Below are 23,642 nucleotides of genomic sequence, written 5' to 3'. Positions count from 1 at the left end.
GATCGAACGGCCCGGTCGCCTCGTGAACAATGGGGAGGATCCCGACGTTCGCCCGTGACCCCGGACGCGGGATGGTGTTCCTCCAGACTCGCCCTGCCCGCAGGACAGGACCCATGCCCCGGACGCTCGCCTCTCCGTCCTCCGTGCCCGCGCTGCCGCCCGGGCCCACGTCGCCGACCTGGTGGCAGCTCGTCCGCTTCGCGGGCGACCCGCTCGGGCTGCTCGAGGAGTGCCACCGCCGCTTCGGCGACGCCTTCACGCTGGACATCGCCGGCAACGGCCGCTTCGTCATGCTCTCCGACCCGGAGGCCGTCCGCGAGGTCTTCCGCGCCGACCCGGACGTGCTCCACTCGGGCGAAGCTAATGAGCTGTTCACAGCGACGGTCGGCCGGCACTCGGTGCTGGTGCTCGACGAGGTCCCGCACGCCCGGCAGCGCCGCGTCCTGGTCCCGCCGCTCAAGGGCGAGCGGATGCGGGCCTTCTTCGACGCCATGCGGCTGGAGACGCTCGAGGCCATCCGGGCCTGGCCGCCCGGTTCGCCGTTCCCCGCCCTGCCGGAGATGCGGCGGATCACGCTGCGGGTCATCCTCCGCACGGCGATGGGCCTGGCCCCCGGCCCGGAGATGGACCGCTTCGAGCGAAAGATGGAGCGATTCCTCTCCAACGGCCGCCAGCGGTACGCCCTGGTGATGATGACCGTCGTCCCGATCCAACGGCTGAGCGGGTCGCGGTGGGTGCCGCTGTTCCGGCAGCTCGCCGACCTCGACGACGACCTCTACGCCTTCATCGCCGCCCGGCGGAGGGGCGAGCGAGCTTCGGGCGGCGCGAACGTGCTCGACGACCTGCTCGCGGCGACGCACGAGGACGGCTCGCCGCTGGCGGACCGCGAGGTCCGCGACGCGCTGATCACGATCCTGATCGCCGGCCACGACACGACCGCCCTGGCGCTGGCCTGGGCGCTGGTCGACCTCGTGCCGCGCCCGGAGGTCGTCGATCGCATCGGCGACGAGCTGCGTCGGGTCACCGGCGGCGGGCCGCCCGGGGCCGAGCAGCTGCCGGCGCTGGAGTACCTCGACGCGGCGATCCGCGAGAGCCTGCGGCACAGCCCGGTGGTCCCCTTCGTGGTGCGCAAGGCCGTGCGGCCGTTCTCGGCGGGCGGGCGGGAGTACCCGCCCGGCGTGGTCCTCTGCCCGTGCTCCTACCTGGTCCACCGCCGCGAGGAGCTCTACCCCGAGCCGGAGCAGTTCCGCCCGGAACGGTTCCTGGGGCGGAAGTACGGTCCGCACGAGTGGTTCCCCTTCGGGGGCGGCAACCGGGTCTGCCTGGGAATGCCGTTCGCGCTCTACGAGATGAAGGTCCTGCTCGCCACGCTCTTCGGCCGGGTGCGGCTGGCCCGCCCCGCCGGGGCGCGGTCGCGGGCCAGGCGGTACGGGCTGGTGCTCGGGCCCGACGACGGGGCGCAGGTGGTCGTCGAGGGGTCGATCACGCCCCCCTGATCCGCCGCGAGGGCCGATCGCTCGCGGGCGGCCGACGACGACGGGGCCGAGGAGGTCGTGCGGCTACGGTGCCTGCTCGCCCGAGATCGCGGAGACGAAGTCGTCCAGGTCGAAGACGAACCCGAAGGCGAGCGCCACGCGCCACAGGCCGATCTCCTTGCACAGCTCGCCCCGGGCCGTCTCCTTGTTCTCGACCGCCGTCACCGCCTGGCGGATCGCGGAGCATATCAGGCCGCGCCTCGACATGTCCAGCATCCCGCCCGGCGACATGAGCAGGCACCAATTGATCGCGAAGCCGGCATAGATCAGGTGGTTGATCCCGTGGTGCTTGCAGAGGGCGAAGAGCTGGTGCCCGTCCTCGGCGACCCCCTCGTCCCCCCGTGGCCGGGCCTGCGGCGCGAAGTCGAGCGCGGCGAATCCGCGACGCACGTCCTCCTCGTTGTGCGGGCCCACGTACACGCTCCCCGAGCGGAACTCTCGGAGGCGCCGGAGGGTCTCGTCGGCGACGATCTGCTCCGGCGGCGCCGGCGACGGGCCCGCGAGCTCCACGGCCCTCCGATACCCGGGAAGGGACCGGTAGTAGTCGCCGCCGCCCACGACGTGGAAGAGGCGGAAGCCCTCCCGGCGCACCGCACCCAGCAGCCGGGGGAAGACCGTCCGGCAGATGGCCTCGGCGCGGGGGATGTATTCCACGGCCCAGTACCAGCCCGGGTATTGATCACGCGTCCCGCAGTCCCAGGCGTGCATGACGACGAGCGCCGTGCGGTCCCACGCCAGGTCGATCGGCTCGCGCTTCCAGCCGCCGTACCCTTCTGCGGGCACGCCGAGGCCGGGGTCGGCGTCGAACTGCTGGTAGTAGTGCGCGGGGAGGCAGACCGCCCGCGGGCTCCCGTCCCTGGCCGCTTCGCGCCCCGGCTCCGCGGGCGCAATCCCGTCCGCCCGGGCCGAGAGGACGTCGACCCGCCCGCTCCCCAGGACAGACAGGGCTCCGGCCCGGAGGAGGTCGCGACGTCCGCTGCGCCGCACCTCGCGTGGGCGGTCCTCCGACTGTGGCATGGTCAGCATCTCCTCTCCGGCCGACGCGGGGACGGGCCACCGCGATCGGGCGGGTGCGAGCTCGGGTCCATCGTGTCGGTGACGTGCCTCAGGCCGAGTAGTGCGACGCCACCTTCCGCACGGCCGCCGCGACTCCTCGGATGTACGCCTCGTCCATCCCCTCGTGGATCGCCACGCGGACGCCGGACTCGAGGATCGCCTCGGCCTCCGGGCAGGAGACCGCCTCGTAGTCCATCGTCGTCAGCCCCAGCTCCTTCACGGGCCATCGCCCGGCGAAGAAGCCGTGCTCCCGGAAGACCGGGTTCCCGTAGAGCGGCAATGGGATGTAGCCGGCCGTCGCGGGCACGCCCTCGGCGACCAGCGCCCGGACGAACTCCGCCCGGTCGCATCGCATCGCCCCCGGGCGGAGGCGGAACATGGAGAACCAGTAGGTGCAGCGGTCGTCGGCGCGGACCGCGTGCGGCTCGATCCCGGGCAGGCCCGCGATCCCCTCGGTGAGCAGGTCGCCCAGGCGCGCCCGCCTCGCCGCGATCCCCTCCAGGCGCGTGAGCTGCGCCGAGGCGACCGCCGCTTGCGGCTCGCTCATGCGGTAGTTCGTGGCGAACGATTCGAAGAGTCCGCTCGAGCCGAGGCGGTCGAAGCCCTTGTCGCCGAAGCGCTGGAGCCGGGGGCCATAACGCTCTTCGTTCGAGGCCACGACGCCGCCGTCCCCGCAGGTGACGTGCTTGGAGTCCTGGAGCGAGAAGCAGGCGATGTGCCCGATCGTGCCGATCGGACGCCCGCGATACCGAGCCCCCCAGGCCTGGGCGCAGTCCTCGATGAGGGCCAGGCCATGCTCGTCGGCCAGGGCCTTCAGGGCGTCCAGGTCGCACGGGTTGCCGGCGAGGTGGACGGCGATGATCGCCCGGGTCCTGGGGGTGATCCGCCTTGCTACGTCCTCGGGGTCGAGGTTGTAGGTGTTCCGCCCCAGGTCGGCGAAGACCGGGACGGCCTGCTGGTAGAGGACGCCGATGACGGTGCCGATGTCGGTCACGGGGCTGGTGATCACCTCGTCGCCGGGCGCGATGCCGGCGGCGGCGACGGCGATGTGCAGCGCCGCGGTGCCCGAGGAGCATGTCATGACGTACTCCAGCGGGCAGGCCTCGCGGAATCGCTCGACCAGGAGCCCCGTCTGCGGCCCCTTCCAGTAGAAGAGCGAGTCCTGCCCGAGCATCGCCTCCAGCCGCTCGCGCTCGGGCTCGCCCCAGCGTCGGGGCCTCGGCGGCGACTCGCGCACGGCCTTCGGGCCGCCGTCGATGGCCAGGCGCCCGTCGGGGGCCGGGTCGTCCCCGGCCTCCTGGCCGCGAAGGGTATTCGCGCCCAGGGCCCCCGACGAGGCGGCGAGGAAGTGGCGTCGCGAGAGATGGCCCCTGGGGGTCATGGCCGGGCTCCGGTTCCGTGCGGGTGATCCGTCTCCATCGACAACCTCTCCTCCCGGGAGGCGGGATTCAAGGGCTCGCCGGGAGCAGCCGCCGCACGTTCCCGTGCCGCACCGCCTGGAGCTGCGACGGCGAAAGGTCCGACTCCCGGAGCTTCAGCGGCGCCGCCTCGAAGTAGAAGAACGGCGCGTGCGACCCGAAGAGGACCCGCTCGAGCGGGACCTCGTCGAGGAGGCGCGCCACGCCGCCGACGCCTTCGAGCGTGGCGATCTCCACCGACACGTCGCCGGCCCGCAGCAGCGCGCCGAGCCGCTCCCCGCCCAGGGTGCGCAGCGCGTTGAGCAGCAGCAGCCGGGCGCCCGGAATCCGCGGGACCAGGCCGGCGAGCGGCCCCGGTTCCACCGGCGGCACCCGGAGCATCGGGTGCATCATCCGCTCGTCCTCCATGGCCAGGGCGATGGCCACGATCAGGCGGCGCCCCGAGGCGAGCTCGAGTAGCCGGGCGAACTCGGGGTCGTCCAGCGCGTAGCCGTGGTAGTTCGGGTGGAGGCGGATGCCCGGCATGCCGTGCTCCTCGACGCAGCGCCGCAGGTCCTCCTCCCAGTCGGGGAGCATCGGGTTGACCGATCCGAAGGGGACCAGGCGGACGCCCTCCTGTTGGCGGCAGGCGTCGGCCAGGCAGGCGTTCACGGCGGCCAGATCCTTGTGGAGCAGGCCGTCGAGGCTCCCGGACCAGGCCTCGGCCACGCCGTTCGCGCGGAGCCTCGCGGCGAGCTCCCCGATCTCGTCGCCGCGCACCCGGCGGGCGGGCCAGTGCCCCAGGTTGACGTTCACGTCGACGATCGGGCCGGTCACGGGTGCACCCCCTTCGCCTCGAGGATCGGCCCCAGGAGGCGACGGAGGTTGCCCCCGAGGATCAGCCGCCTCGCCTCCTCGGGGATGTCGGCTCCCTGCACCTTGGCGAGCTGCGAGGCGAAGCTCCGGCCTCCCGCGTCGCTGCCGTAGAGGACGCGCCCGGCGCCCAGCTCGCGCACTGCCATCTCGGTGATGCCGGCCACCGGGTCGCCGCCGGCCAGGTCCACGGCGACGTTCCGGTGGGCCCGGACGGCCCGGATGCCCTGCTCCCAGTCGCCGCCGGTGTGGCCGCAGATGAGCGTGGCGTCCGGGTGCCGTGCCGCCAGCGCCGCAAGCTCCATGGGCGTCGATTCACCGGGGAGGTTCCCCGTCGCTTTGATCCAGGTGTGCTGGAAGACCACGGCATTGAGCTCGGTGGCGCGGCGGACGATCGGGTCGAGCTCCGGGGCGTCCGCCCGCCGGGCGACCCAGAGCTTGACGCCGACCATCGGCCCGTCGCGGATGCAGCGGTCGATCTCGGCGAGGCTCGCCTCGAGGTGGTTCGGGTTGACGTAGGCGAAGCCGAAGGCCCGGTCGTGCCAGTGGCTGAGGGCCTGGAGCACCTCGTCGTTCTGCCGTCGGAAGTCGTCGGGGGACGGGTCGTAGGACCAGCTCATGCCCATGTACACGCAGAGTCGGGCGATGCCCATGCGGTCGGCGTACTCGATGAGCCGGGCCATGCGCTCGTCGGGCGTGCGCCCCGGGACACCGGAGAGGTGGCAGTGCAGGTCCCAGATCTCCACGGGCCGTCCCCTCTCGCAACGCTCGGCGGATTGCAGGTCTCTCGTCGGTCAGCTGCCCATGATCGTCGATTCGCCGCCTCCATCAAGCCTCCTGCCCGGGAGGGCCGTTCCCTGCTGCATGCGGACGTCCGGGGATCCGGCACGCTCGTTGCCGTGTCGGGAGGGAAGGTCGGGGCACCGCCGGCACGGGGCGGCGGGCCGCCTCGCCGGCCGGTCGCCCACCAGACCCGGCCCGTGGTGGCGTCCCGGGGCTCGGGGAACCGGCGCCAGGACACGGTTTCCCCGGGGGCCGGCCCCGGGGCGGAGCGGCCTTGAAGGACGGGATCGGCTCGATTCCAATTGCGGCTGTGGGTCGAATGGGGAAGGCCGTCGAGTCGAACGACCCTCATCGGGCACATCCGGGACCATGACCCGGACGGGCACCGCGTTCGCGACCCTTCGCGAGCGGCGAGCCCGTCGATCCAGCGGAGGAACATCCATGCGACGCAGGACACTGATCGGCGGCCTGGTCGGAGGGTTCGGCGCCGCGCTGGGCGGCCGGGCGATCCGCGCCCAGCAGCCCGCCCCCGAGGCCGGCGAGATCCCGAAGCGTGCCTTCGGCAAGACCGGAGTCGAGCTCACCGTCATCGGCCTGGCCAGCGGCCGCTTCCCGCTCATCGCCTCCGATGAGGAGGCGATCGCGCTGACCCGCCGCGCCGTGGAGCTCGGCATCAACTACTTCGACACGGCGCACAGCTACTGGGGCGGCCACTCCGAGGAGATCTACGGCAAGGTCCTCCCGGCAGTCCGCCAGCAAGTCTTCCTCACCACCAAGTCCACCCAGCGCACGCGCCGGGAGGCCGAGGCGGAGCTGGACCTCTCGCTGAGGCGGCTCGGGACCGACTACGTGGACCTCTGGCAGGTCCACGGCATCCGGAACCGGGGGGAGGTCGAGCAGGTCTTCGCGCCGGGCGGGGCGATCGAGGCGTTCGAGGCCGCGAAGAAGGCGGGCAAGTGCCGCTTCATCGGCTTCACCGGCCATTCCGACCCCGAGGCCCACCTGGCGATGCTCCGGGCCTACGACCGGTGGGACTCGATCCTGATGCCCCTGCACGTCGCCGACCCGCACTTCATGAGCTTCGAGCGGCAGGTGCTGCCCGTGGCGGTGGAGCGCGGCATGGGCATCCAGGGGATGAAGAACCTCGCCAACGCCAAGCTGCTCCAGGGCTTCAGCGTGAAGGAGTGCCTGAGCTACGTCCTGAGCCTGCCGATCCACTGCACGGCCGTCGGCTGCACGACGATCGGCCAGCTCGAGGACGACGTCCGGATCGCCCAGGCGCTCGAGCCGCTCGATGACCAGCGGATGGCGGCCCTCCGCCAGCGGGCCGAGGGCCTCCAGGGGCCGCAGCTCGAGGACTGGAAGGAGGAGCCGACGAAGGTGGGCCTGCTTGAGCGGCCCAGGTACCGGGGCGGGTGATGCCTCGTCCGACTCGGGAGGCCGCCCCAGGAACGCGCCGATGGAGCTGCGTCGCATCGACGAGCACCTCGTCGAGCTGTACCAGGCGCCGGCGCCGCACTGGGGCCTGGAGAGCTGCATGTAGAGTGTGTCAGCCCAATAGAGTGTGTCAGCCCAAGTGGCACAGAGCCTCGGTAAGGAATCAGCCTCCTTCAGGGGTGCGATGATGACGACCTGGAGGACGAACCATGAGCGGGAACGGGAAGCGGCGGTCGTGGACCGCCGCGGAGAAGCTGCGGATCGTGCTGAACGGCATGGAACCGAACGTCGAGGTCTCCGACCTCTGCCGACGCGAGGGGCTCAACCCGATCCAGTTCTACGCCTGGAAGAAACAGTTGCTCGGGTCGGCGGCCCGCGTGTTCGAGGACCGCAGGGGTCGACCCAATGACCAGGAGCAGCGTCGCGAGGCCGAGGTCCAGCGGCTCAAGAGCGTGATCGCCGAGATCACCGCCGAGAACCTCCACCCGAAAGAGGGGCGCTCGGGCGAGAGGACCTCGGCCGGCTGCCGGCCGAGCTTCAGGAGCGGGTCCACGAGGAGGCCGAGCGGGCGAAGTTTCGCGGCGGCTGGCCGGTCGAGAAGAGCCTCGGCGTGGGGATCGCGCCGCGGAGCTACGATCGCTGACTCAAGGAGGGAGCCTGGGCCAGGCAGCGGGCCGCCGCGCCGCCCCCCGTGGTATCGCCGTACGAGGCCCTCTCCGAGGAGAAGAAGGCGGTGGTCGACTACGTCCGCAAGCACCCCGAGCTGCGGCATCGGGAACCGGCCCGGAGGTTGGCCGACGAGGAAGCGGCGTCCCTGAGCCCACCGGAGGTCTCCCGCATCCTGAAGCAGGCGAACCTGGTCTGCTTCTGGCGGCGGTCCAACAAGAAAAAGGCCGTCGAGGAGCGGGCGACCCGGCCCGATCAACGCTGGCGCACCGACCTGATGCACGAGCACGTCGGGGGCCGGGTCGACGACTCTGTGGCATTCCTGGACGAGTACTCCCGCTTCATCGTGCACCACGAGATGCTGCTGGGGATGGACGGCCCGACGGTGAGCCTGGCGGCCCTGAAGGCGATCGAGACGTAGTCCAGAGGGCCCGACGGCACGCCGACAATGACGCCCGAGATTCGCTCGGACGAGGGGAGCGGAACCGGCAACTGCATCGAGGGTCTCGCCACTCGAAGGGGGGGAGGATGTGACTTCCGGCCGAGACCCATTTGTGCCAATTCGACTGATACGCTACAGTTGTTCAACAACAATCCTCAGCCCACGGCAAGGGGAGAGACATGACATGAACCGGACGATCCTCGGACTGGTCCTGACGACGTCACTGGCCTCCGGTGGGGTGGCGACGGCCCTCGCGTCGGAGCCCGAGGGAACGTCGGAGACCTTCTTCGAGCTCAAGGTTCGGCCGGTGCTCGCCGGCACGTGCGTGAAGTGCCACGGCGAGGCGAAGGATAGCGGCGGCCTCCGCCTCGATTCGCGCGAGGCCATCCTCGCCGGGGGCGACAGCGGGCCGGCCGTCATCCCGGGCGACCCGGAGGGGAGCACGCTCGTCCTGGCCATCAGCCACACCGACGAATTGCTGAAAATGCCCCCTTCGGGTCCCCTCCCCCGCGCCGTCCGGGACGACCTGGAGGCCTGGATCGCCGCCGGTGCGCCGTGGCCGGAGGACGACGCGTCCCGGCCGATCGAAGGTCAGGCCCACTGGGCCTTCGGGCCGATCCGGCCCGTCACTCCCACCGAGGACCCGACCGGCTGGGCCGAAGGGCCGATCGACCGGCTGATCGCCGCGAAGCACCGGGAACGCGGGCTGTCTCCCGTGGCGCGGGCCGACCGCCGGGCCCTGATCCGCCGGGCGTACTTCGACCTGATCGGCCTGCCCCCCGAGCCCGGCAGGATCGAGGCGTTCGTCGCCGACGGTCGCCCCGACGCCTTCGAACGCCTGGTCGACGAACTGCTCGCCTCGCCCCGCTACGGTGAGCGGTGGGGGCGGTACTGGCTCGACCTCGCCCGCTATGCCGACACGGCCGGCGACAACTCCGACTACCCGATCCGCGAGGCGTACCTCTACCGCGACTACGTCATCGACGCCTTCAACGACGACGTCCCCTACGACCGCTTCCTCCACGAGCAGCTCGCCGGCGACATCCTGGCCGCCGACGACCTGGGAGGCGACTACGCCCGCCGCGTGATCGCCACCGGGTTCATCGCGCAGGCCAAGCGGATCGGCACGCAGAAGCTCGAGGACATGCACCTGATCATCGAGGACACCCTGAACACGACCGGCCAGGCCGTGCTCGGGATGTCGCTGCGCTGTGCCCGCTGCCACGACCACAAGTTCGAACCGATCTCCGCGCGCGACTACTACGCCCTCTACGGGTTCTTCGCCGGCACCCTGTACCCCTTCGCCGGGGCGGAGGAGGAGACCCGGCCGAGCGAGTTCGCGCCGTTGGTGCCGCCGGACCGCCTGCAAGGTTACTCGGCGCAGCACGCCGAGGCGATCGACCGACTCAGGGCCGAGCGGGCCGAGGTCGAGGCCGAGGCGACCGAGACGCTGCGCGATCTCGGCCTGACCCTCTCCGTGGAGGAGTTCGTCGCCGGCGAGGCCAAGCCCCTGGACCTGGCCACCCGCGGCCGGCGGGTCGAGCCCACCGACCCGATCGGGAGGGCCCGGTTCCGACTCACCCGGGCCACCCAGGCGCTGGACCGGCGGCATCGGCGGCTCGATTCCGAGATCGAGCAGCTCCAGAAGGCCGGCCCGGAGGTCATGGCGCCGAAGGCCTACGCCGTCCGCGACGGCGAGCCGACCGACGTGAGGCTCCAGATCGGCGGCGACCCGCAAAACCTCGGCGTCGAGGTGCCCCGCGGCGTGCCGGAGGTCCTCGACCCCTCCGGGACGATCGACCTGCCCGAGGCCGGGAGCGGCCGGCTCGCGCTGGCGAGGTGGCTCACCGACGGGCCTCCCCGAGATCTGGTCGCCCGGGTGATGGTCAACCGGATCTGGCAGCACCACTTCGGCAAGCCGATCGTGCCGACGCCCTCGGACTTCGGCCTCCGGGGCATCCCGCCGACCCACCCCGAGTTGCTCGACTGGCTGGCCGCCGACTTCGTCGCCTCGGGCTGGTCGGTCAAGGCGATGCACCGGCGGATCATGCTCTCGGAGACCTACCGGCTCTCGTCCGAGCACGACTCGGTGAACGAGGCGATCGATACCGGCAACGCCTGGTATTGGCGGTCCGACCGCCGGCCGCTCGACGCCGAGGCCCTGCGCGACAGCCTGCTCGCCTTGGGCGGCAACCTGCGGGGCGGCCGCCCCGGCCCCCACCCGTTCCCGCCCGTGGGGACCTGGACGTTCACGGCGCATCACCAGTTCAACGACACGTCCTACCCGTCAGAGCACCGCAGCGTCTACCTGATGGTGCAGCGGCTCCACAAGCACCCCTACCTCTCGCTGTTCAACGGGCCGGACACGAGCGCCACGGTCGCCACGCGAGACAGCTCCACGGTCGCCCTGCAGGCCCTCTACCTGCTGAACAACCCCTTCGTCCACGAGCAGGCGGCGCGGTTCGCGGGCCGCCTGATCTCCGACGAGCCCGACCCGTCCGGTCGCCTGGACCTGGCCTATCTCCGGGCCTTCGGCCGGGGCCCGACGGCGGCCGAGCGGGCCCGCGCCGGCCGGTTCCTGTCGCGGTACGAAGGGGCCCTCGCCGCCGAGGGTCGCCCCGACGGGGTTCTCGAACCCGAAGCCTGGGCCGCGCTGGCCCGCGCGCTGGTCGCCTCGAACGAATTCTTCCACGTGGACTGAAGCTCGACCGAAGGAGGGCTTTCCCCATGGCCGCGGAAATACTGAACCGCCGGGCCCTGCTCCGCCGGGCCTCGGCCTTCGCCACGGCCGGAGGGCTGGGCCTCCATCGCCGGCTCTCGATCGCCGCCGCGGCCAACTCGGCCCACCCGCTCGCCCCGAGGCCGGGCCACTTCCCGGCCAGGGCGAAGCACCTGATCATGTTCTTCATGACCGGCGGCCTCTCGCACCTCGACACCTTCGACTACAAGCCGAAACTCCAGGCCGACCACGACCGGGAGGTCGGCGAGGGCAGCCAGAGGCGCAGGGTGCTGGCCTCGCCGTACGCGTTCCGCCCGCGGGGCGAGTGCGGCAAGATGGTCAGCGAGCTGTTCGAGCACGTCGGCGGGGTCGTCGACGAGTTCTGCTTCCTGCACACCGTCCACGGCGACTCGGCCGGCCACTCGGCCGCTACGCTGGGCGTGCATACCGGCTCGGTCACGATCCCGATGCCGAGCATCGGCTCGTGGGTCAGCTACGGCCTCGGGACGCGGAACACCAACCTGCCGTCGTTCGTCGTGCTCGCGGCCAAGGAGCCGTACAACGCCTACCAGTGCTGGGACGCGAACTTCCTGCCCGGCTATCACAAGGGCGTGCGGATCATCCCCGGCCCCGACCCGATGCCCGACGTCAGGAGCCCGGTGGCCTCGGTCAGCCGGCAGGAGCTCGAGGGCCTGATGCTCCGCGACCTGAACGAGGCCCACCTCACGAGCCGCGACGGCGACACCGTGCTGGCCTCGCGGATGACCACGTTCGACACCGCCTACGGCCTGATGCGCGAGGCGCCCGAGGCCTTCGACATCTCCCGCGAGTCGACGGCGACCCTCGACCTCTACGGCGCGAGCGCCGGCGACCCGACCTCGTTCGGCGCCCAGTGCCTGGTCGCCCGACGCCTGGTCGAGCGGGGCGTCCGGGTCGTCGAGCTGTTCGACGTCGGCTCGAATACCAACTGGGACAGCCACAACGACATCGAGGACCACCGGGCCCTCTCGCGCAACGTCGACCGGCCGATCGCCGGCCTCGTGGCCGACCTGAAGCGTCGCGGGCTGCTCGACGAGACGCTGATCGTCGGCTGCTCCGAGTTCGGCCGCACCCCCTGGCAGGACCTCACGCCGCGCGGCCGGGGCCACCACAGCCGCTGCTTCACCTGCTTCCTCGTCGGCGGCGGCGTCAAGGGCGGCTCCAGCCACGGCGTCTCCGACGAGTACGGCGCCACCCCGGCCGAGGACCCGGTCCACGTCCACGACCTCCACGCCACGGTCCTCCACCTGATGGGCCTCGACCATACCCGCCTGACCTACCGCTACTCGGGCCGCGACTTCCGGCTCACCGACGTCCACGGCGAGGTGGTCCGCGACGTGATCGCCTGAGGCGAGGTCGCCGGATGACCGGAGGCCGCCCACCTCACGCGACCAATCCACGGATGGGGCGTGCGGAGATCCTCAGGCTGGTCGACCCGCCGGGGGCGCGGCAGGTCACCCGACGCAGGCGACGCCCAGCCCGAAGCGGTTCCCGGCAACCACAGCGAAGGGGGTGGGGCTCTGGGGGCGGGAACTGGGGCCTCCGTTCATGCGTCCAGGATCCTTGGTTTCAGGCCACCGGGCCGGGGCGGAGCCCGATACGGACCCGCCCGCCGGAGGTCGGTCCACCACGCCGAGCCCCCTGCCCCGCCATGATCGGGGACGTCCCGGCCGGAAAATCTCCGAGCCGGACCGACGCGGCATCGGCCCGGATGGGCTCAGTCGGGGCGATCGGCCAGCTCTTCTCGGGCCCAGCGCCCGACCTCGGACCGCCAGGCCCGGGAGGGAAGCGTGTCGGCCTTCGCGAGCTGGGCCATCGCGTCGTCGACCCGCAGCCGGGGGATGTGCCGGGATCGGTCGTGCGCCGCGTAGCGGCCGTCGGGCCCGAGGTGCAGGATTCGGAGCCGCTCGCCGTCATGCCGCCACAGCTCGGGGACGCCCAGGCCGGCGTAAAGCTGCTCGACGTCGACCTCCGGCGGGCTGATCTCGACCTCGATCGCCAGGTCCGGCGGCGGCAAGGCCTTCAGGTCGAGCTGCCCGCGGCCGAGCGTGGCCGCCGGGCCGGTGAAGAAGAAGCAGGCGTCGGCTTCCTTGCTCCGGCCCAGCCCCAGCCGACGCCAGGTCGTCGTCCGCAGGGGGCGGCAGTCCAGCCCCAGCGCGTCGGCGACCATCTTGACCAAGTCCGAGAGCAGCTCGGCCAGGTCGTCGTGCTCGGGGGAGGGGCTCATCAGCTCCAGGTCTCCATCGAGCCAGGCCAGCCGGGGGGTCGGGTCGTCTCCGCGGGACGCGGCGATCGCCTCGTACAGCTCGGGGCCGATGCCGGTCAGGAGGATGCGGCGCTCGCCGGGGCCGTCGCGCCGCGGCGGCCGGACTTCGGGCGTCCGGGATGTCGTCGTGCTCATGCGATGGCTCCGTCGGCGGCGCGCGGCGGCCGGGGGTCGGGCTGGTTCTCCGGCAGCGAGCGATCGAGCGGCTCCCGGCGATGGCTCCGGCCGCCTGGCGACGGCGATCCATCTCGCAGCTTGCCCGTGGAAGGCACATTTGTCCAGACCCATGCGGCCGCCTCGGCCGCGTTGACCTCCGACGCGATCCGTCCGCGGCCCACCCCCGGGCAGGCCGGAGGTTGAGCCCCCCGGCACCCCGGTCTATGCTCGACGCCGAGGCGGCGACCGGTCGCCGTCGCCTCACCCACCTCGTCCAGGCACCCGGAGGCGGCATCATGGGGCCCCTGCTCTTGCTCGCGCTGCTGGCCCACGCCCCCGCGGGGGCGCAAGCCGACGACTCGATCCCCGCTTCGTCCAACGTCCCGGGTGCCGCTTACCCCCGCGTCCACACCGACGGCCGGGTCAGCTTCCGGTTGCGGGCCCCCGAGGCGACGAGCGTCCGCGTGCAGCCCGGCGGCGCGGACAACGGCCTGGGCCCCGGCCCCTTCGACATGCGACGCGACGCCGAGGGCACCTGGGCCGTCACCACGCCGCCGGCGGTGCCTGGGTTCCACTACTACTGGCTGGTGGTCGACGGCGTGGCGGTCAACGACCCGGGCAGCGAGACGTACTTCGGCTGGGGGCGGCCGACCAGCGGGGTCGAAGTCCCCGAGCCGGGGGTCGACTTCTACGACGCCCGAGACGTCCCGCACGGCGAGGTGCGCGCCCTGTGGTATCACTCCGAGGTCACCGGGACCGTCCGGCGGGCCCTCGTCTACACCCCGCCGGGCTATGACGACGAGCCGGATCGCCGCTACCCGGTGCTCTACCTCCAGCACGGGGCGGGCGAGGACGAGCGGGCGTGGACGGCCCAGGGGCGGGCGAACTTCATCCTGGACAACCTGCTGGCCGAGGGCCGGGCGGAGCCGATGCTGCTGGTCATGGAGCGCGGCTATGCCGAGGCGGCCAGGGGAGGCGACCGGCCGGCCTCCACCCGCCCCGATCCGGTCGGGTTCGAGGCGGTGCTGCTGGGGGAGCTGATCCCGCTGGTCGACGCGACCTACCGGACGGGGGCCGAGCGGGAGCACCGTGCGCTGGCTGGGCTGTCGATGGGGGCGCGGCAGGCGTTGACGATCGGGCTGGGCCACCGGGAGGAGTTCGCCTGGATCGGGGCGATGAGCCCGCCGCCGGTGGAGGGGTTCGACGTGGAGACGGCCTATGGCGGGGCGTTCGGGGAGCCGGGGGCGTTCAACACGCAGATGCGGCTGCTGTGGCTGGGAGCGGGGACGGGGGAGGAGCGGTTCGTCGCCGGGGTTCGGACGATGTGCGAGGGGCTGGAACGGCAGGGGATCGAGCACGTGGTCTATGAGTCGGCCGGGACGGCGCACGAGTGGCAGACGTGGCGTCGGAGCCTGCACGAGCTGGCCCCCCTGCTCTTCGGCGACTGAGGCGTCGGCCCCGGGTCGGCCTCAGCCGGTCGGGTCGATGGGAGTTTTCCCGCCGGTGCGCCGCGGCCCGACGGCATCCCGGGCGCGCCGCGGGCTCGCATGCGGGGTAGCCCCTGGACGGGCCCCGGTCGGGCGGATCGAATGGTGGGCGTCCGGGTCGAAGGCGGCGCCACCCGGTCCGGCGGCCCGGGCCCACGCCGGCCGTCGCCCGCCCCGCCGCCCCGCGGAGCCCCTCCATGCAGCTCTGCCTCTTCTCGGTCAGCTATGCCGGCCTCTGGGGCCAGCACCGCCTGGACCTGCCGGAGTTCATCGCCCGGGCGGCGCGACTGGGCTACGACGCGGTGATGCTCATGGGCAAGCGTCCCCACCTCTCCCCCCTGGACGCCACGCCGGCGCGGGTCGCCGAGCTGCGGGAGGCCCTGGACCGGCACCGCATCCGTTGCGCGGCCCTGGGCGGTTACACCGACCTGGCCGGCGTCGGCGCCGCGGAGGTGCCCGCCCTGGAGATGCAGATCGCCTACGCCGAGGCGCTGGCGCGGCTGGCCGAGGGGCTGGGGGCCGGCGTCGTCCGGCTGTTCACCGCCTACGAGGTCGCCGGGACGGGGGCCCAGGAGCTGTGGCCGCGCGTCGTGGGGGCGCTCCAGGAGATCTGCGACCGCGCCGCCCCCCACGGCGTCACGATCGCCGTGCAGAACCACCACGACCTGGGGGTGCACACCGACGCGCTGCTGGAGCTGCTGCACGACGTCGGGCGGCCCAACTGCAAGCTGGGCTTCGACGCCTGGTCGCCGGCGCTGCGGGGCGAGGATTTGTACGAGGCGGCGCGGAGGGCGGCGCCGCACGCGGTGCTGACGACCAACGCCGATTACATCCGGCTGCCGCGGTATCGCTACCGTCCGGAGCTGGTCAACTACGAGGCGTCGGGCCCCGAGTGGGTGCGGGCGGTGCCCTTCGGGGAGGGGTTCATCGACTACCCGGCGTTCTTCCGAGGGCTGCGGGACGGTGGGTTCGAGGGGGTGGCCAATTACGAGATGTGCTCGCCGGTCCGGGGTGGCGGGAGCGTGGAGAACCTCGATGCCTACGCGGCCGGCTACGTGCGGTGGATGGACGAGCACGTGCTGAGGGGCTGAGGCAGCGAAACTGCTCGAAGTGGTCGAGGCGAAGGGGGGCCGCCGAGCAGCCGATGACCCCGAACAATTCGCGTCGTGAGGGTCCACTCATTTCTAATAATTCCAGGTCGTGAGATGGCGTGGTCGTGGGCCGGGTTCCTCCGGGGGTGATGACATCGTGTCGCATCCCCACGCCCGGGCCGTCCTGCGACCCAGGGACGCTGCCCGTCCGGCACGACTCAACGCGACTCGACACGCCGGCGGCCGACCGAGGCGTCGCGTGGCTCCGGGTCAATCTGGGCGACCTTCGCGAGCGTCGGGTTCGGGACCCTTGAGCCCCGACTTGCCGGCGATCAAGTACGCGCCCAGGACATTGTCGATTTTCAAGGCTTCGTCGTTGTTCACGAGAAAGACATACCCGATGCCCTGGTCCTTGTAGAAGCAGGATCGGCTCGTGAACCCGACGTTCCTCCCCCCGTGGCCGTAGCTTGTCCCGGACGGGGTCTCCTCGATCCTGACGCCCAGGCCGAACCACCCGCCCGGTTCCTCGGGGACCTCGGTCTGGGCCCGGAGCAGCTCTGCGTGGGCGGCCTCCGAGAGCCCTTCCCCCGCGACGAGTGCGATCAGGAACCGGGCATAGTTCCGCGCGTCGATGTGCAGGCTGTACGCCATGTTGGGTTCGCGAGGCGTGTCCTTCGGCAACGGTGAAGTCCCGTTGTGGCCCGTGGCGGACACACGCGCCACGTCCTCGTCCCAGACGAGTGAGGCATTCTCGATCCCCAATGGGGAAAAAACCTCCTCCCGGCACAGGTCGACCAGGCCCTTGCCGGTGAGGTGCTCGACGACCTTCCCGAGGTAGACGAACCCTTCGCCCGAATACATGTACTGCGTGCCCGGCTCGAAGTTGAGGACGAGCTCGCCGGTCCGCCAGTTCGGGAATCCGGTCCGGTGGGTCAGCACCATCCGGGCCGTGATGAGCTTGTATCGGTCGTCGTGGGCGATGTCGTCGTAGGGGAGGTAGGTGTAGAGCGGCGTGTCGAGGCCGATGGCCCCTCGGTCCGCGAGCCGCAGGACGAGGTAGGCGAGGATCGGCTTCGTCATCGAGGCGGCCTCGAACACCGTGTCATCGGCCACGGGCTCCAGGGTCGAAGCGTCCTTCACACCCATCCCATTGTGATAGACGATCTCGGAGTCCTTGATGACGGCCAGCGAGACGCCGGGGACCTTGTAGTAGTCCAGATAAGCCCGTACCAACCGTTCGAGCGCCTCGGGGTTCACGGGCTCGGGACCGAGGAGCACCCCCTCGGCGCCGATCAGGCCGGGCCAGGGGACGGGCACGATCCGGAGGACGTCCGCCGTCGCCGGCCGGTCGGCCACCACACGGACCTCGACGCCGGGGTCCGGATCGACGCGAAGTTCGGCCGAGTCCACCGGATGGACCGAATAGGGGCCGACGGGGAGCCCCTCGACCTCGTAGGATCCCGCGGGATCGACGATCGCCGTCCTCCACAGGGGCGCGGATCGGACCGACTGGATCCGGACGCGCGAGACGAGCGGCACGGGGCGGGGCTCCTCCCACTCGACCCGACCGGAGACCTCACCGAGTCCCGTCTCGGGGGTGGTGAGCAGGAACTCCCCGCACCGGCCGGGCGTGTCGAGCTTCTGCGTCCCGGCCCCCCAGGCGGCCCACGAGAACGAACCGTCCTCGTCCCTGTCCGCCACCGAGACGTCGAAGCCGATCACCCGATCGGGCCCCAGCCCGGCGTCTCCCGCGATGCGCCACTCGTACACGGTCCGAGGCCCCGCCCGGGCCACGGCGAGGTCGACCTCGTGCTCGAGGCCATCGGCCGGCCCGTGGAGCTCGTCCCGGCCCCCGTACCGGCAATACTGGGAGACCGCGGCGCCGCCGCTGGCATGCGGCGCGTCGATGTAGAGCTCGCAGCCGTCCTGGGCGTCCCAGGCGACCGACCCGGGCGGGTCGGGCACGACCGAATCATCCCGGACCTCGACGGCGACATACAGGGCACCTTCCTCGGGGTCGTAGGCGAGCCGGAATCGAGCGTCCAGGTCGTCCCCGCCGTCGGGCTCGTCGCCGTACTCGACCCGGGCGATCGGGTACGTTCGGGCTTCCTCCGGCCAGTCGCCCAGGTCGCCGTCCACGACGATCCCCTTCGCCGGATAGGCGAGGCCGTGGGCGCCATTCTGCCCGTAGGCAGGGGGCGATCCGATGAGGATCGCCCCGATAAACAGGAGGAGGGGCCCCCGGACGACGGGCGATGGGGTGCGATGGACGTTCCTCGACATTGCGTACCTCCGTGGGGTTGGAACCGGCGTCGTCCCGCGAGGCCCTGATGAGGGCGAGCGACGGCTCAGGGCGTGTCGCCGTCGTCGGTTGAGGACTTCAACAGCTCGGTCAGGTCGTCCAGGCCGTCGAGTTCGAGATCGCCGCCGGAGACCTTGCCGACGACCGCGCCGAGCTTCGGGCCGAAGGTCTCGGGATCCATCGTGCCGGCGATGTTGACGAAAACAAGCTCGTCGGGCTCGGCGACGAAGATCACGAACCCGACGATCGTCTCGCCGTCGGCCTTCATCAGGATGTCGACCGTCTCCTGCTCCCCTTCCCTGACCTTGACGACCGGGCTCCAGCCCTCGTCCAGCAGGACCTCGATCTGCGCGTCGACCGCCTCGGCGACGTCCGACCCCCCGGCCGGGAGGTCTTCATGCACGATGACGCGGACGTGGGAGAGGTCCTCGACCAGCTCCACGACGTCGGGATCGGCCTCCTCCCCGGCCGAGGCCATCAGCTTGAGCAGGGCCGGACCGAGGGTGACCTGGACCGAGGGCTCCTTGACACCCAGGGCCTTCGACCAGTCGATGTCGACGCTGCCGGGGTGCGGCTCGGCGTCCTGCGGGGCGGCAACCAGCCCGCCCGGCCCGAGCGCGATCACGAGGGCCGAGAGGCCGAGGATCGGTCGCATTCTGGACATCGCAATTCCTCCGAATGGGAGACGAGGGGTGACGAGGGACGCTGCAGGAGCCGCGACGACGGATCGGGCGGCTGGGGTGCTCGGGGGTCAGGGACTTCGGGTCGCGTCGCGTGTCCCGGGGGGGGACGACTCGCGGAGGGCCAGGCCGAGCTTGCTCGCGGGGGCGAGCAGGCCTCGCTCGAGGACATGCTCCGAGGCGCGGGTGGCGCCGCGTCGCCCCGCGGCGTGGAGGAGTCCGATCGCGACCATCACCTGGCGTTCGGCCTGCTCGATCTCCCGCGTCGAGGCGATCGGCGGGTGATCGGTCGGGTCGTGCTCCTTCGGCGGCGGGACGGGGCGGGGCCGCGAGGCGAAGAGGAGCAACGCCGCGGCCGCGACGGCCATGAGGCCCCAGCCGACCGGGCGGATCGACCCGCCGATGGCGACGGGGCGGGCGTCCGGGAGGGCGTCGAGGGCGGAGCGACGGGCACGCTCCTTGATCGAGGCGAGGACATGGTCGGGGCAAGGGAGGCTGGGCAACTGGCGGAGCTCCGCGAGGGCCCTGGCGGCCTCATTGGCGCGTCCCCGGCAGTCCGCGCACCGGTCGAGGTGGAGCCGGAGGGCGGATTCCCGAGTCGGATCCAGGTCGCCGTCGAGCAGGGCATGGAACTGCTCGAGCGACCAGCCGCAGTCGTGACGCCGATCAGTGGACACGTTCGCCCGCCTCTCGCCGCTGTCCGGAACTGCTCGGGGGATCGCCCAGGGGCCCGAGCAGCTCCGTGAGCCGGGCTCGCGCCCGATGGAGATTGACCTTCACGGAGGGCATCGACATCCCGAGCGCCTGGCTGATTTCCGCGTAGGGAAGTCCTTCGATTTCCCTGAGGATCAGGACGCTCCGATACGGTTCCTGGAGGCGAGCGATGGCGTCCGCGACGCGGGATCGCAGCTCGGAGGACTCGGCCGCGGTGCTCGGGTCCGTCGCGGCCGACGGGCAGCGGTCGATCGCCCGGGTCGGGGCGCGGGAGCCGCCGGCCTCGGGCCGCGCCGAGCTCCTCCGGCGGAAGTCGACGCAGGCGTTGCTCGTGACGCGGATCAGCCAGCCTTCGACCCGTTCGAGGTCGACCTGAGCCCAGTTCTCCCAGAGTCGGATGAAGACCTCCTGGGTGACGTCCTCGGCGTCCTGGGCACTCCCCAGCGTGTAACGCGCCAGCGAGTAGACGCGGGAGCTGAGTCGTTCCATGACTTGATCGAATCGGAGTGGATCCGCCATTTGCAGGAAGTACGGATGGCGAGGGGGCGTTGTTACAGGATTCTCCCCGACCGGCCCCACGGGCGAGGCCCATGGGCGCACTCCAAGTCTCCCGGGCCATCCTCCAACCCGTCGAAGTCTCGGGACTCCCGAGCCTGGGACCCGCATGCCCCCCATCGCCTGCGTCAACCGAAGGATGTCGTCTCCGCGAGGTCGAGCTGGAGTGGGAGCCCGCCCCGAGCCATGGGGGGCGATTCATATTCGGGGGACGGTCGACGTGATTGGATGAAGGGTGCCCGATCGTTCCCAGGGAATCGTTCCCGAGCGCGGACGACTTCACGGCTGGGGGAGACCGACCCGCGACCCGGAGGTTTCGGCTCGACCAACGCCGTCATCCCGAGGCACTCCGCCCGTCCCCAAAACCGCGCCCCGCTGCTGCAACCGATCCGATTCCCGAGGCCGAGACGCCGCGACTCCCGAGGCCGATTCCCCTGCCCGGGGTGATCGCCCTCGATCCCTCCAGATCGTGTGACTGGAATCGGCCCGATCCTCGATGATTAGGGGGAGGGGATGATGCGCCGTCCCCGCCGTCTCTCCCAGCGCCGAGCCCCCGACGTGCCGACCGCCTCGCCCCCGATGCCTCCCCCGGCCTCCCCGACCGACCCGGCTTCCTGCCGGGGTCGATCGGTCGCGCCCGGGCCGTCGATCGAGCCCCGCACCCCCTCGGGCTTCCTTCGCCGGGGATCGGCCCTCCTCGGCGGTGCGCCTCGGCGGAGCGAACCCAATCGACATGCCGCAAGTCGTTGGGAGCTTCTCACATATCGCAATTCGCCGGGCCGCGTGATTGGCGCACCGACCCGGATCACCCCGGGGGCCGAACGGCACGGGCCCCCCTGCCCCGAGATCCACCCCGCCGAGCCGGTACGCCCCGGCGGAGCGAACCCATTTCATTCTCCGCAATCTTCTTTCCTGAAGAACGTTGCGTCGGATCGCCGTGGTGCGAAATCGGCGCACCAACCCCCGACCACCCCGCGCACCGCGGGGGCGAAGACGCCCCCGAGGCCGCCCCGGAGGGCCTCCGGACCTCGGGGTGCCGAATCCCCCGTCCTGCGAAGCCCCAGGTCGGTACGCCTCGGCGGAGCGAACCCATTTCGTTTGACACAAACTTCTTTCCAAATAACGACTTGTGCCGAATCTCAGGTGCGACCGATCGGCGCACCGACCGCATCCCGACCTCGCCTCGACCGAGCCGAAGGCGAGCCGAAGGCGAGCCGTCCCGGGATTCGACACGGGGGGGCGGCGGGCCCGGGGACGGGGCCGGGGGCGATCTCGTCTGGATCCTCGGCGGCGACGACGCGATCGAGGGCGAGGAGGCCCGGGGATCGCCACTCCACCCCGGGTTGAGCCTCCCGGCCCGTCGAGGGGAGGAAGGGTCCTAAGGTGAAGGGGCCCCGGATCGTCGAGGAGGGGAGGACCCGCGCCGATTGCCCGTCCCCCCGTCCCGTCCCCGTCCCGATCGAGGAAGCGACTCCGATGCGACCCATCCCGATCCTGCTCGCCCTGCTGACGATCGTGCCCCCCGGCTGCGGGGAGGCGTCCCCCAGGTCGGCGGCCCGCTCAGAGGAGCTGGGGGCGTCCTTCAGGGACGCCTCCCCGGCCCCGGCCTCCCCGGCCGGGCCGGCGATGGCCGAGCTGGCCGGGGGGATGATGGGTGGGATGATGGGCCTCCCCGCCTCCCCCGGGCCGCCCGGGCAGGAGGACGGCCCGCCCCTGGACGTCGCCGCCGCCGAGGCCGCCGAGGGCATCTCCCGGAAGATCATCTACGACGCCCAGATCGATCTGCTCGTCGAGGATCTCGACCCGGTCGCCGGCCGGGTCGTCGGGCTCGTGGAGGGGCATGGGGGCTACATCGCCGAGCAGGACCTCTCCGGCTCCCCCGGCTCCCGGCGGAGCGCCCGATGGACGCTCCGGGTGCCGGTCGAGCGGTTCGAGGACCTCGTCCAGGGCCTCCTGAGGCTCGGCGAGCTGGAGCGGAACCGACGCACCTCCCAGGACGTATCCGAGCAGTTCTACGACATCGAGGCGCGGGTCCGGAACAAGGAGGTCGAGGAATCCACCCTGCTGGAAATCCTGGAGGAGCGTGGGGGGAAGCTGGAGGACGTGCTGAAGGTCGAGGTGGAGCTGAGCCGGGTCCGGGGGGAGATCGAGCAGCTCGAGGGCCGGCTCCGGGTCCTCGATTCCCTCTCCAGCCTGGCGACGATCACCCTGGGGATCCGGGAGCGGGACGACTACGAGCCGACCCCGCCGGTCTCGCCGAGCTTCCGGACGAAAGTCGCCCGGGAATGGGCCTCGTCGATCGACGCGCTGGTGTCCCTGGGAGAGTCCCTCGTCCTCCTCGCGGTGGGCCTGGCCCCGTGGCTCCCGCTGATCCTGGCCCTGCTGGTCGCGGCCCTGCTGCTGCTCCGGCGGCTGGCCCGGGCGCTGCCCCGGCTCTGGGAACTGGCCCGTCGTCCCCTCTTCCCTCCCCGGGAGCCGAGGTGAGCGGGGGACGGCGGGGCGCCGGGGCGTCGGGCGGACGGCCGGCCGTCGGGGGGCGGCCGGGGCCCCCCGGGTCCCGGTCAGGGGCCGTCGATCCGGTCGGCCTCCTCCAACTCCCTCATCATGCGGAGGAGCCCCCGGACCTGTCGGGCCCTCCGGGGGGCCAGGCCGCCCTCGGCGTCGATCCGACGCAGGACGCGGCGGACCCTCCTCAGCGCCAGCATCGACTCGACCCGATGCTGTCGCTCGCGGCACCAGGCGTCCATGAGCATCGGGATGTCGGCCAGGTCGGCAATCCCGGGGAGTGCGTCGGCAACCGAGGCTCCATCCGCACCGATCTGCCGGGGCGGGAATTCCATCCGGTCTCGCATCGCTCATCCTCCACACTCAGGATCATTTATGCAGAACGTCCGCCGACGGGTCAGGGCCACCCGGCGACACCCGGTTCCCCGCCGGTCGTCGCCGGGGCCGGGTCGGGTCGGGACGTCGATCGGCTGCGACCACCCCGGCGATCGTCACGATCGCCTCGGGCCCGACTCCGGGCGACTCCGCCGATGCCCTCCCGGCCGCCGGGGGACGGTGAGGCCGTCGAACGGCGGCCTCTCGGCCCCGGGACCCGGGCCCGAGCGGGCGGGAGGGGGGCCTGGCCGCCGGCTACCATCCTACCCTCACGATCGGCCCGACCAAGTCATGTAAGGATGGTCCGCTCCCGTGGCACGGATCGACCGCCCGGTCGTGGCGGATTCCCCGACACCCCCGCCATGGGATCGACGGATCGCACCCTCGTCGCCCCTCAGTCCGGCCGGCCCGGCCAGGCCGAACCCCGGTCAGCCGAGAGTGCCTGGGTCGAGAACCACCGGGTCGCCGGCATTCCTCCCGAGAGGCCCCGGTCGCCGAGGCCGCCGGGCCGGGGTCCCTCGAATGAGACCCCGCCCCCCCCCTGCCCCAATATGGAAACCCTCC

20 protein-coding genes and 1 pseudogene are annotated in these 23,642 nt (G+C 71.9%); 10 read left to right on the top strand and 11 right to left on the bottom strand.

Features of this window, described 5'->3' with window-relative positions; genetic code table 11:
- The first annotated feature begins 113 nt into the window (after nt 1–113).
- Nucleotides 114–1,496 carry a cytochrome P450 gene (locus tag ElP_RS34530; RefSeq protein WP_197447176.1) on the top strand — a complete coding sequence of 461 codons (1,383 nt, stop codon included), beginning with the start codon at nt 114–116 and terminating at the stop codon, nt 1,494–1,496.
- Nucleotides 1,497–1,559: 63 nt separating this feature from the next.
- Here the strand turns inward: ElP_RS34530 and ElP_RS34525 are convergent, their stop codons facing one another.
- The 4 genes from ElP_RS34525 to ElP_RS34510 all read right to left on the bottom strand — a co-directional run bounded on the left by ElP_RS34525 (nt 1,560) and on the right by ElP_RS34510 (nt 5,607).
- Complete coding sequence (locus ElP_RS34525) at nt 1,560–2,561, bottom strand: hypothetical protein (RefSeq protein WP_145279258.1); 1,002 nt, start codon at nt 2,559–2,561, stop codon at nt 1,560–1,562.
- A gap of 79 nt (nt 2,562–2,640) precedes the next feature.
- On the bottom strand, nt 2,641–3,972 hold the full coding sequence (locus tag ElP_RS34520; protein WP_145279256.1) for a DegT/DnrJ/EryC1/StrS family aminotransferase: 1,332 nt from the start codon (nt 3,970–3,972) through the stop codon (nt 2,641–2,643).
- Nucleotides 3,973–4,039: 67 nt separating this feature from the next.
- The gene (locus tag ElP_RS34515) at nt 4,040–4,825 is read right to left on the bottom strand and encodes an amidohydrolase family protein (RefSeq protein ID WP_145279254.1); all 786 of its coding nucleotides are present in this window, start codon (nt 4,823–4,825) and stop codon (nt 4,040–4,042) included.
- Nucleotides 4,822–5,607: an amidohydrolase family protein gene (locus tag ElP_RS34510; RefSeq protein WP_145279253.1), complete on the bottom strand. Its 786-nt coding sequence runs from the start codon at nt 5,605–5,607 to the stop codon at nt 4,822–4,824. Before ElP_RS34510 ends, ElP_RS34515 begins: the two co-directional genes overlap by 4 nt.
- 478 nt (nt 5,608–6,085) lie before the next feature.
- On the opposite strand from ElP_RS34510, the gene ElP_RS34505 reads away from it, so the two are divergent.
- The 3 genes and pseudogenes from ElP_RS34505 to ElP_RS41495 all read left to right on the top strand — a co-directional run.
- A complete protein-coding gene (locus tag ElP_RS34505; RefSeq protein ID WP_197447175.1) occupies nt 6,086–7,063 on the top strand; it encodes an aldo/keto reductase in 978 nt (325 codons plus the stop codon).
- Complete coding sequence (locus ElP_RS39055) at nt 7,035–7,187, top strand: hypothetical protein (RefSeq protein ID WP_197447174.1); 153 nt, start codon at nt 7,035–7,037, stop codon at nt 7,185–7,187. The genes ElP_RS34505 and ElP_RS39055 overlap by 29 nt, the downstream gene beginning before the upstream one ends.
- 103 nt (nt 7,188–7,290) lie before the next feature.
- Nucleotides 7,291–7,482, top strand: a pseudogene (locus ElP_RS41495) (transposase); the annotation flags it as partial.
- Here the strand turns inward: ElP_RS41495 and ElP_RS40265 are convergent.
- Nucleotides 7,419–7,634: a hypothetical protein gene (locus tag ElP_RS40265; protein WP_231749908.1), complete on the bottom strand. Its 216-nt coding sequence runs from the start codon at nt 7,632–7,634 to the stop codon at nt 7,419–7,421. The pseudogene ElP_RS41495 and the gene ElP_RS40265 sit on opposite strands and share 64 nt — an antisense overlap.
- Before the next feature lie 138 nt (nt 7,635–7,772).
- On the opposite strand from ElP_RS40265, the gene ElP_RS34495 reads away from it, so the two are divergent.
- The 3 genes from ElP_RS34495 to ElP_RS34485 all read left to right on the top strand — a co-directional run bounded on the left by ElP_RS34495 (nt 7,773) and on the right by ElP_RS34485 (nt 12,296).
- Entirely contained in the window at nt 7,773–8,168 is a 396-nt protein-coding gene (locus tag ElP_RS34495) for a hypothetical protein (RefSeq protein ID WP_231749907.1), read from the top strand.
- 205 nt (nt 8,169–8,373) lie between these two features.
- Nucleotides 8,374–10,890: a PSD1 and planctomycete cytochrome C domain-containing protein gene (locus tag ElP_RS34490; protein WP_145279244.1), complete on the top strand. Its 2,517-nt coding sequence runs from the start codon at nt 8,374–8,376 to the stop codon at nt 10,888–10,890.
- Between the two features lie 26 nt (nt 10,891–10,916).
- Nucleotides 10,917–12,296: a DUF1501 domain-containing protein gene (locus ElP_RS34485; RefSeq protein WP_145279242.1), complete on the top strand. Its 1,380-nt coding sequence runs from the start codon at nt 10,917–10,919 to the stop codon at nt 12,294–12,296.
- 368 nt (nt 12,297–12,664) lie between these two features.
- Here ElP_RS34485 and ElP_RS34480 read toward each other — a convergent pair whose 3' ends face one another.
- The gene (locus ElP_RS34480) at nt 12,665–13,348 is read right to left on the bottom strand and encodes a Uma2 family endonuclease (protein WP_197447172.1); all 684 of its coding nucleotides are present in this window, start codon (nt 13,346–13,348) and stop codon (nt 12,665–12,667) included.
- Between the two features lie 317 nt (nt 13,349–13,665).
- Here ElP_RS34480 and ElP_RS34475 point away from each other — a divergent pair, with 317 nt between their 5' ends.
- Both ElP_RS34475 and ElP_RS34470 read left to right on the top strand, forming a co-directional pair.
- Entirely contained in the window at nt 13,666–14,817 is a 1,152-nt protein-coding gene (locus tag ElP_RS34475; RefSeq protein ID WP_145279238.1) for an alpha/beta hydrolase-fold protein, read from the top strand.
- Nucleotides 14,818–15,053: 236 nt separating this feature from the next.
- Nucleotides 15,054–15,947 (top strand): sugar phosphate isomerase/epimerase family protein, encoded by an 894-nt coding sequence (locus ElP_RS34470; protein ID WP_145279236.1) that lies wholly within the window; start codon nt 15,054–15,056, stop codon nt 15,945–15,947.
- A 270-nt stretch (nt 15,948–16,217) separates the two neighbouring features.
- On the opposite strand, the gene ElP_RS34465 is transcribed toward ElP_RS34470, so the two are convergent.
- The 4 genes from ElP_RS34465 to ElP_RS34450 all read right to left on the bottom strand — a co-directional run bounded on the left by ElP_RS34465 (nt 16,218) and on the right by ElP_RS34450 (nt 20,132).
- Complete coding sequence (locus ElP_RS34465) at nt 16,218–18,230, bottom strand: serine hydrolase (RefSeq protein ID WP_145279234.1); 2,013 nt, start codon at nt 18,228–18,230, stop codon at nt 16,218–16,220.
- A gap of 65 nt (nt 18,231–18,295) precedes the next feature.
- A complete protein-coding gene (locus ElP_RS34460; protein WP_145279232.1) occupies nt 18,296–18,913 on the bottom strand; it encodes a DUF4252 domain-containing protein in 618 nt (205 codons plus the stop codon).
- Nucleotides 18,914–19,000: 87 nt separating this feature from the next.
- On the bottom strand, nt 19,001–19,606 hold the full coding sequence (locus ElP_RS34455; RefSeq protein ID WP_197447171.1) for an anti-sigma factor family protein: 606 nt from the start codon (nt 19,604–19,606) through the stop codon (nt 19,001–19,003).
- Nucleotides 19,596–20,132 (bottom strand): RNA polymerase sigma factor, encoded by a 537-nt coding sequence (locus ElP_RS34450; protein WP_197447170.1) that lies wholly within the window; start codon nt 20,130–20,132, stop codon nt 19,596–19,598. The genes ElP_RS34455 and ElP_RS34450 overlap by 11 nt, the downstream gene beginning before the upstream one ends.
- A gap of 1,542 nt (nt 20,133–21,674) precedes the next feature.
- On the opposite strand from ElP_RS34450, the gene ElP_RS34445 reads away from it, so the two are divergent.
- A complete protein-coding gene (locus tag ElP_RS34445; protein WP_145279226.1) occupies nt 21,675–22,682 on the top strand; it encodes a DUF4349 domain-containing protein in 1,008 nt (335 codons plus the stop codon).
- Nucleotides 22,683–22,759: 77 nt separating this feature from the next.
- Here the strand turns inward: ElP_RS34445 and ElP_RS34440 are convergent, their stop codons facing one another.
- Nucleotides 22,760–23,050, bottom strand: a complete 291-nt coding sequence (locus ElP_RS34440) for a hypothetical protein (RefSeq protein WP_145279224.1) — start codon at nt 23,048–23,050, stop codon at nt 22,760–22,762.
- Nucleotides 23,051–23,642: the final 592 nt, after the last annotated feature.

The organism is Tautonia plasticadhaerens (assembly GCF_007752535.1).
In the GTDB taxonomy this organism is placed as follows: domain Bacteria; phylum Planctomycetota; class Planctomycetia; order Isosphaerales; family Isosphaeraceae; genus Tautonia; species Tautonia plasticadhaerens.
This window is presented reverse-complemented; position numbering and strand designations above follow the sequence as displayed.

Coding starts and splice junctions, on each gene's coding strand:
- ElP_RS34530 (WP_197447176.1), top strand. CDS start 114: ATGCCCCGGACGCTCGCCTCTCCGTCCTCCGTGCCCGCGCTGCCGCCC.
- ElP_RS34440 (WP_145279224.1), bottom strand. CDS start 23,050: ATGCGAGACCGGATGGAATTCCCGCCCCGGCAGATCGGTGCGGATGGA.
- ElP_RS34485 (WP_145279242.1), top strand. CDS start 10,917: ATGGCCGCGGAAATACTGAACCGCCGGGCCCTGCTCCGCCGGGCCTCG.
- ElP_RS34505 (WP_197447175.1), top strand. CDS start 6,086: ATGCGACGCAGGACACTGATCGGCGGCCTGGTCGGAGGGTTCGGCGCC.
- ElP_RS34460 (WP_145279232.1), bottom strand. CDS start 18,913: ATGTCCAGAATGCGACCGATCCTCGGCCTCTCGGCCCTCGTGATCGCG.
- ElP_RS34490 (WP_145279244.1), top strand. CDS start 8,374: ATGAACCGGACGATCCTCGGACTGGTCCTGACGACGTCACTGGCCTCC.
- ElP_RS34465 (WP_145279234.1), bottom strand. CDS start 18,230: ATGTCGAGGAACGTCCATCGCACCCCATCGCCCGTCGTCCGGGGGCCC.
- ElP_RS34480 (WP_197447172.1), bottom strand. CDS start 13,348: ATGAGCACGACGACATCCCGGACGCCCGAAGTCCGGCCGCCGCGGCGC.
- ElP_RS34525 (WP_145279258.1), bottom strand. CDS start 2,561: ATGCTGACCATGCCACAGTCGGAGGACCGCCCACGCGAGGTGCGGCGC.
- ElP_RS34445 (WP_145279226.1), top strand. CDS start 21,675: ATGCGACCCATCCCGATCCTGCTCGCCCTGCTGACGATCGTGCCCCCC.
- ElP_RS34450 (WP_197447170.1), bottom strand. CDS start 20,132: ATGGAACGACTCAGCTCCCGCGTCTACTCGCTGGCGCGTTACACGCTG.
- ElP_RS34470 (WP_145279236.1), top strand. CDS start 15,054: ATGCAGCTCTGCCTCTTCTCGGTCAGCTATGCCGGCCTCTGGGGCCAG.
- ElP_RS34520 (WP_145279256.1), bottom strand. CDS start 3,972: ATGACCCCCAGGGGCCATCTCTCGCGACGCCACTTCCTCGCCGCCTCG.
- ElP_RS34475 (WP_145279238.1), top strand. CDS start 13,666: ATGGGGCCCCTGCTCTTGCTCGCGCTGCTGGCCCACGCCCCCGCGGGG.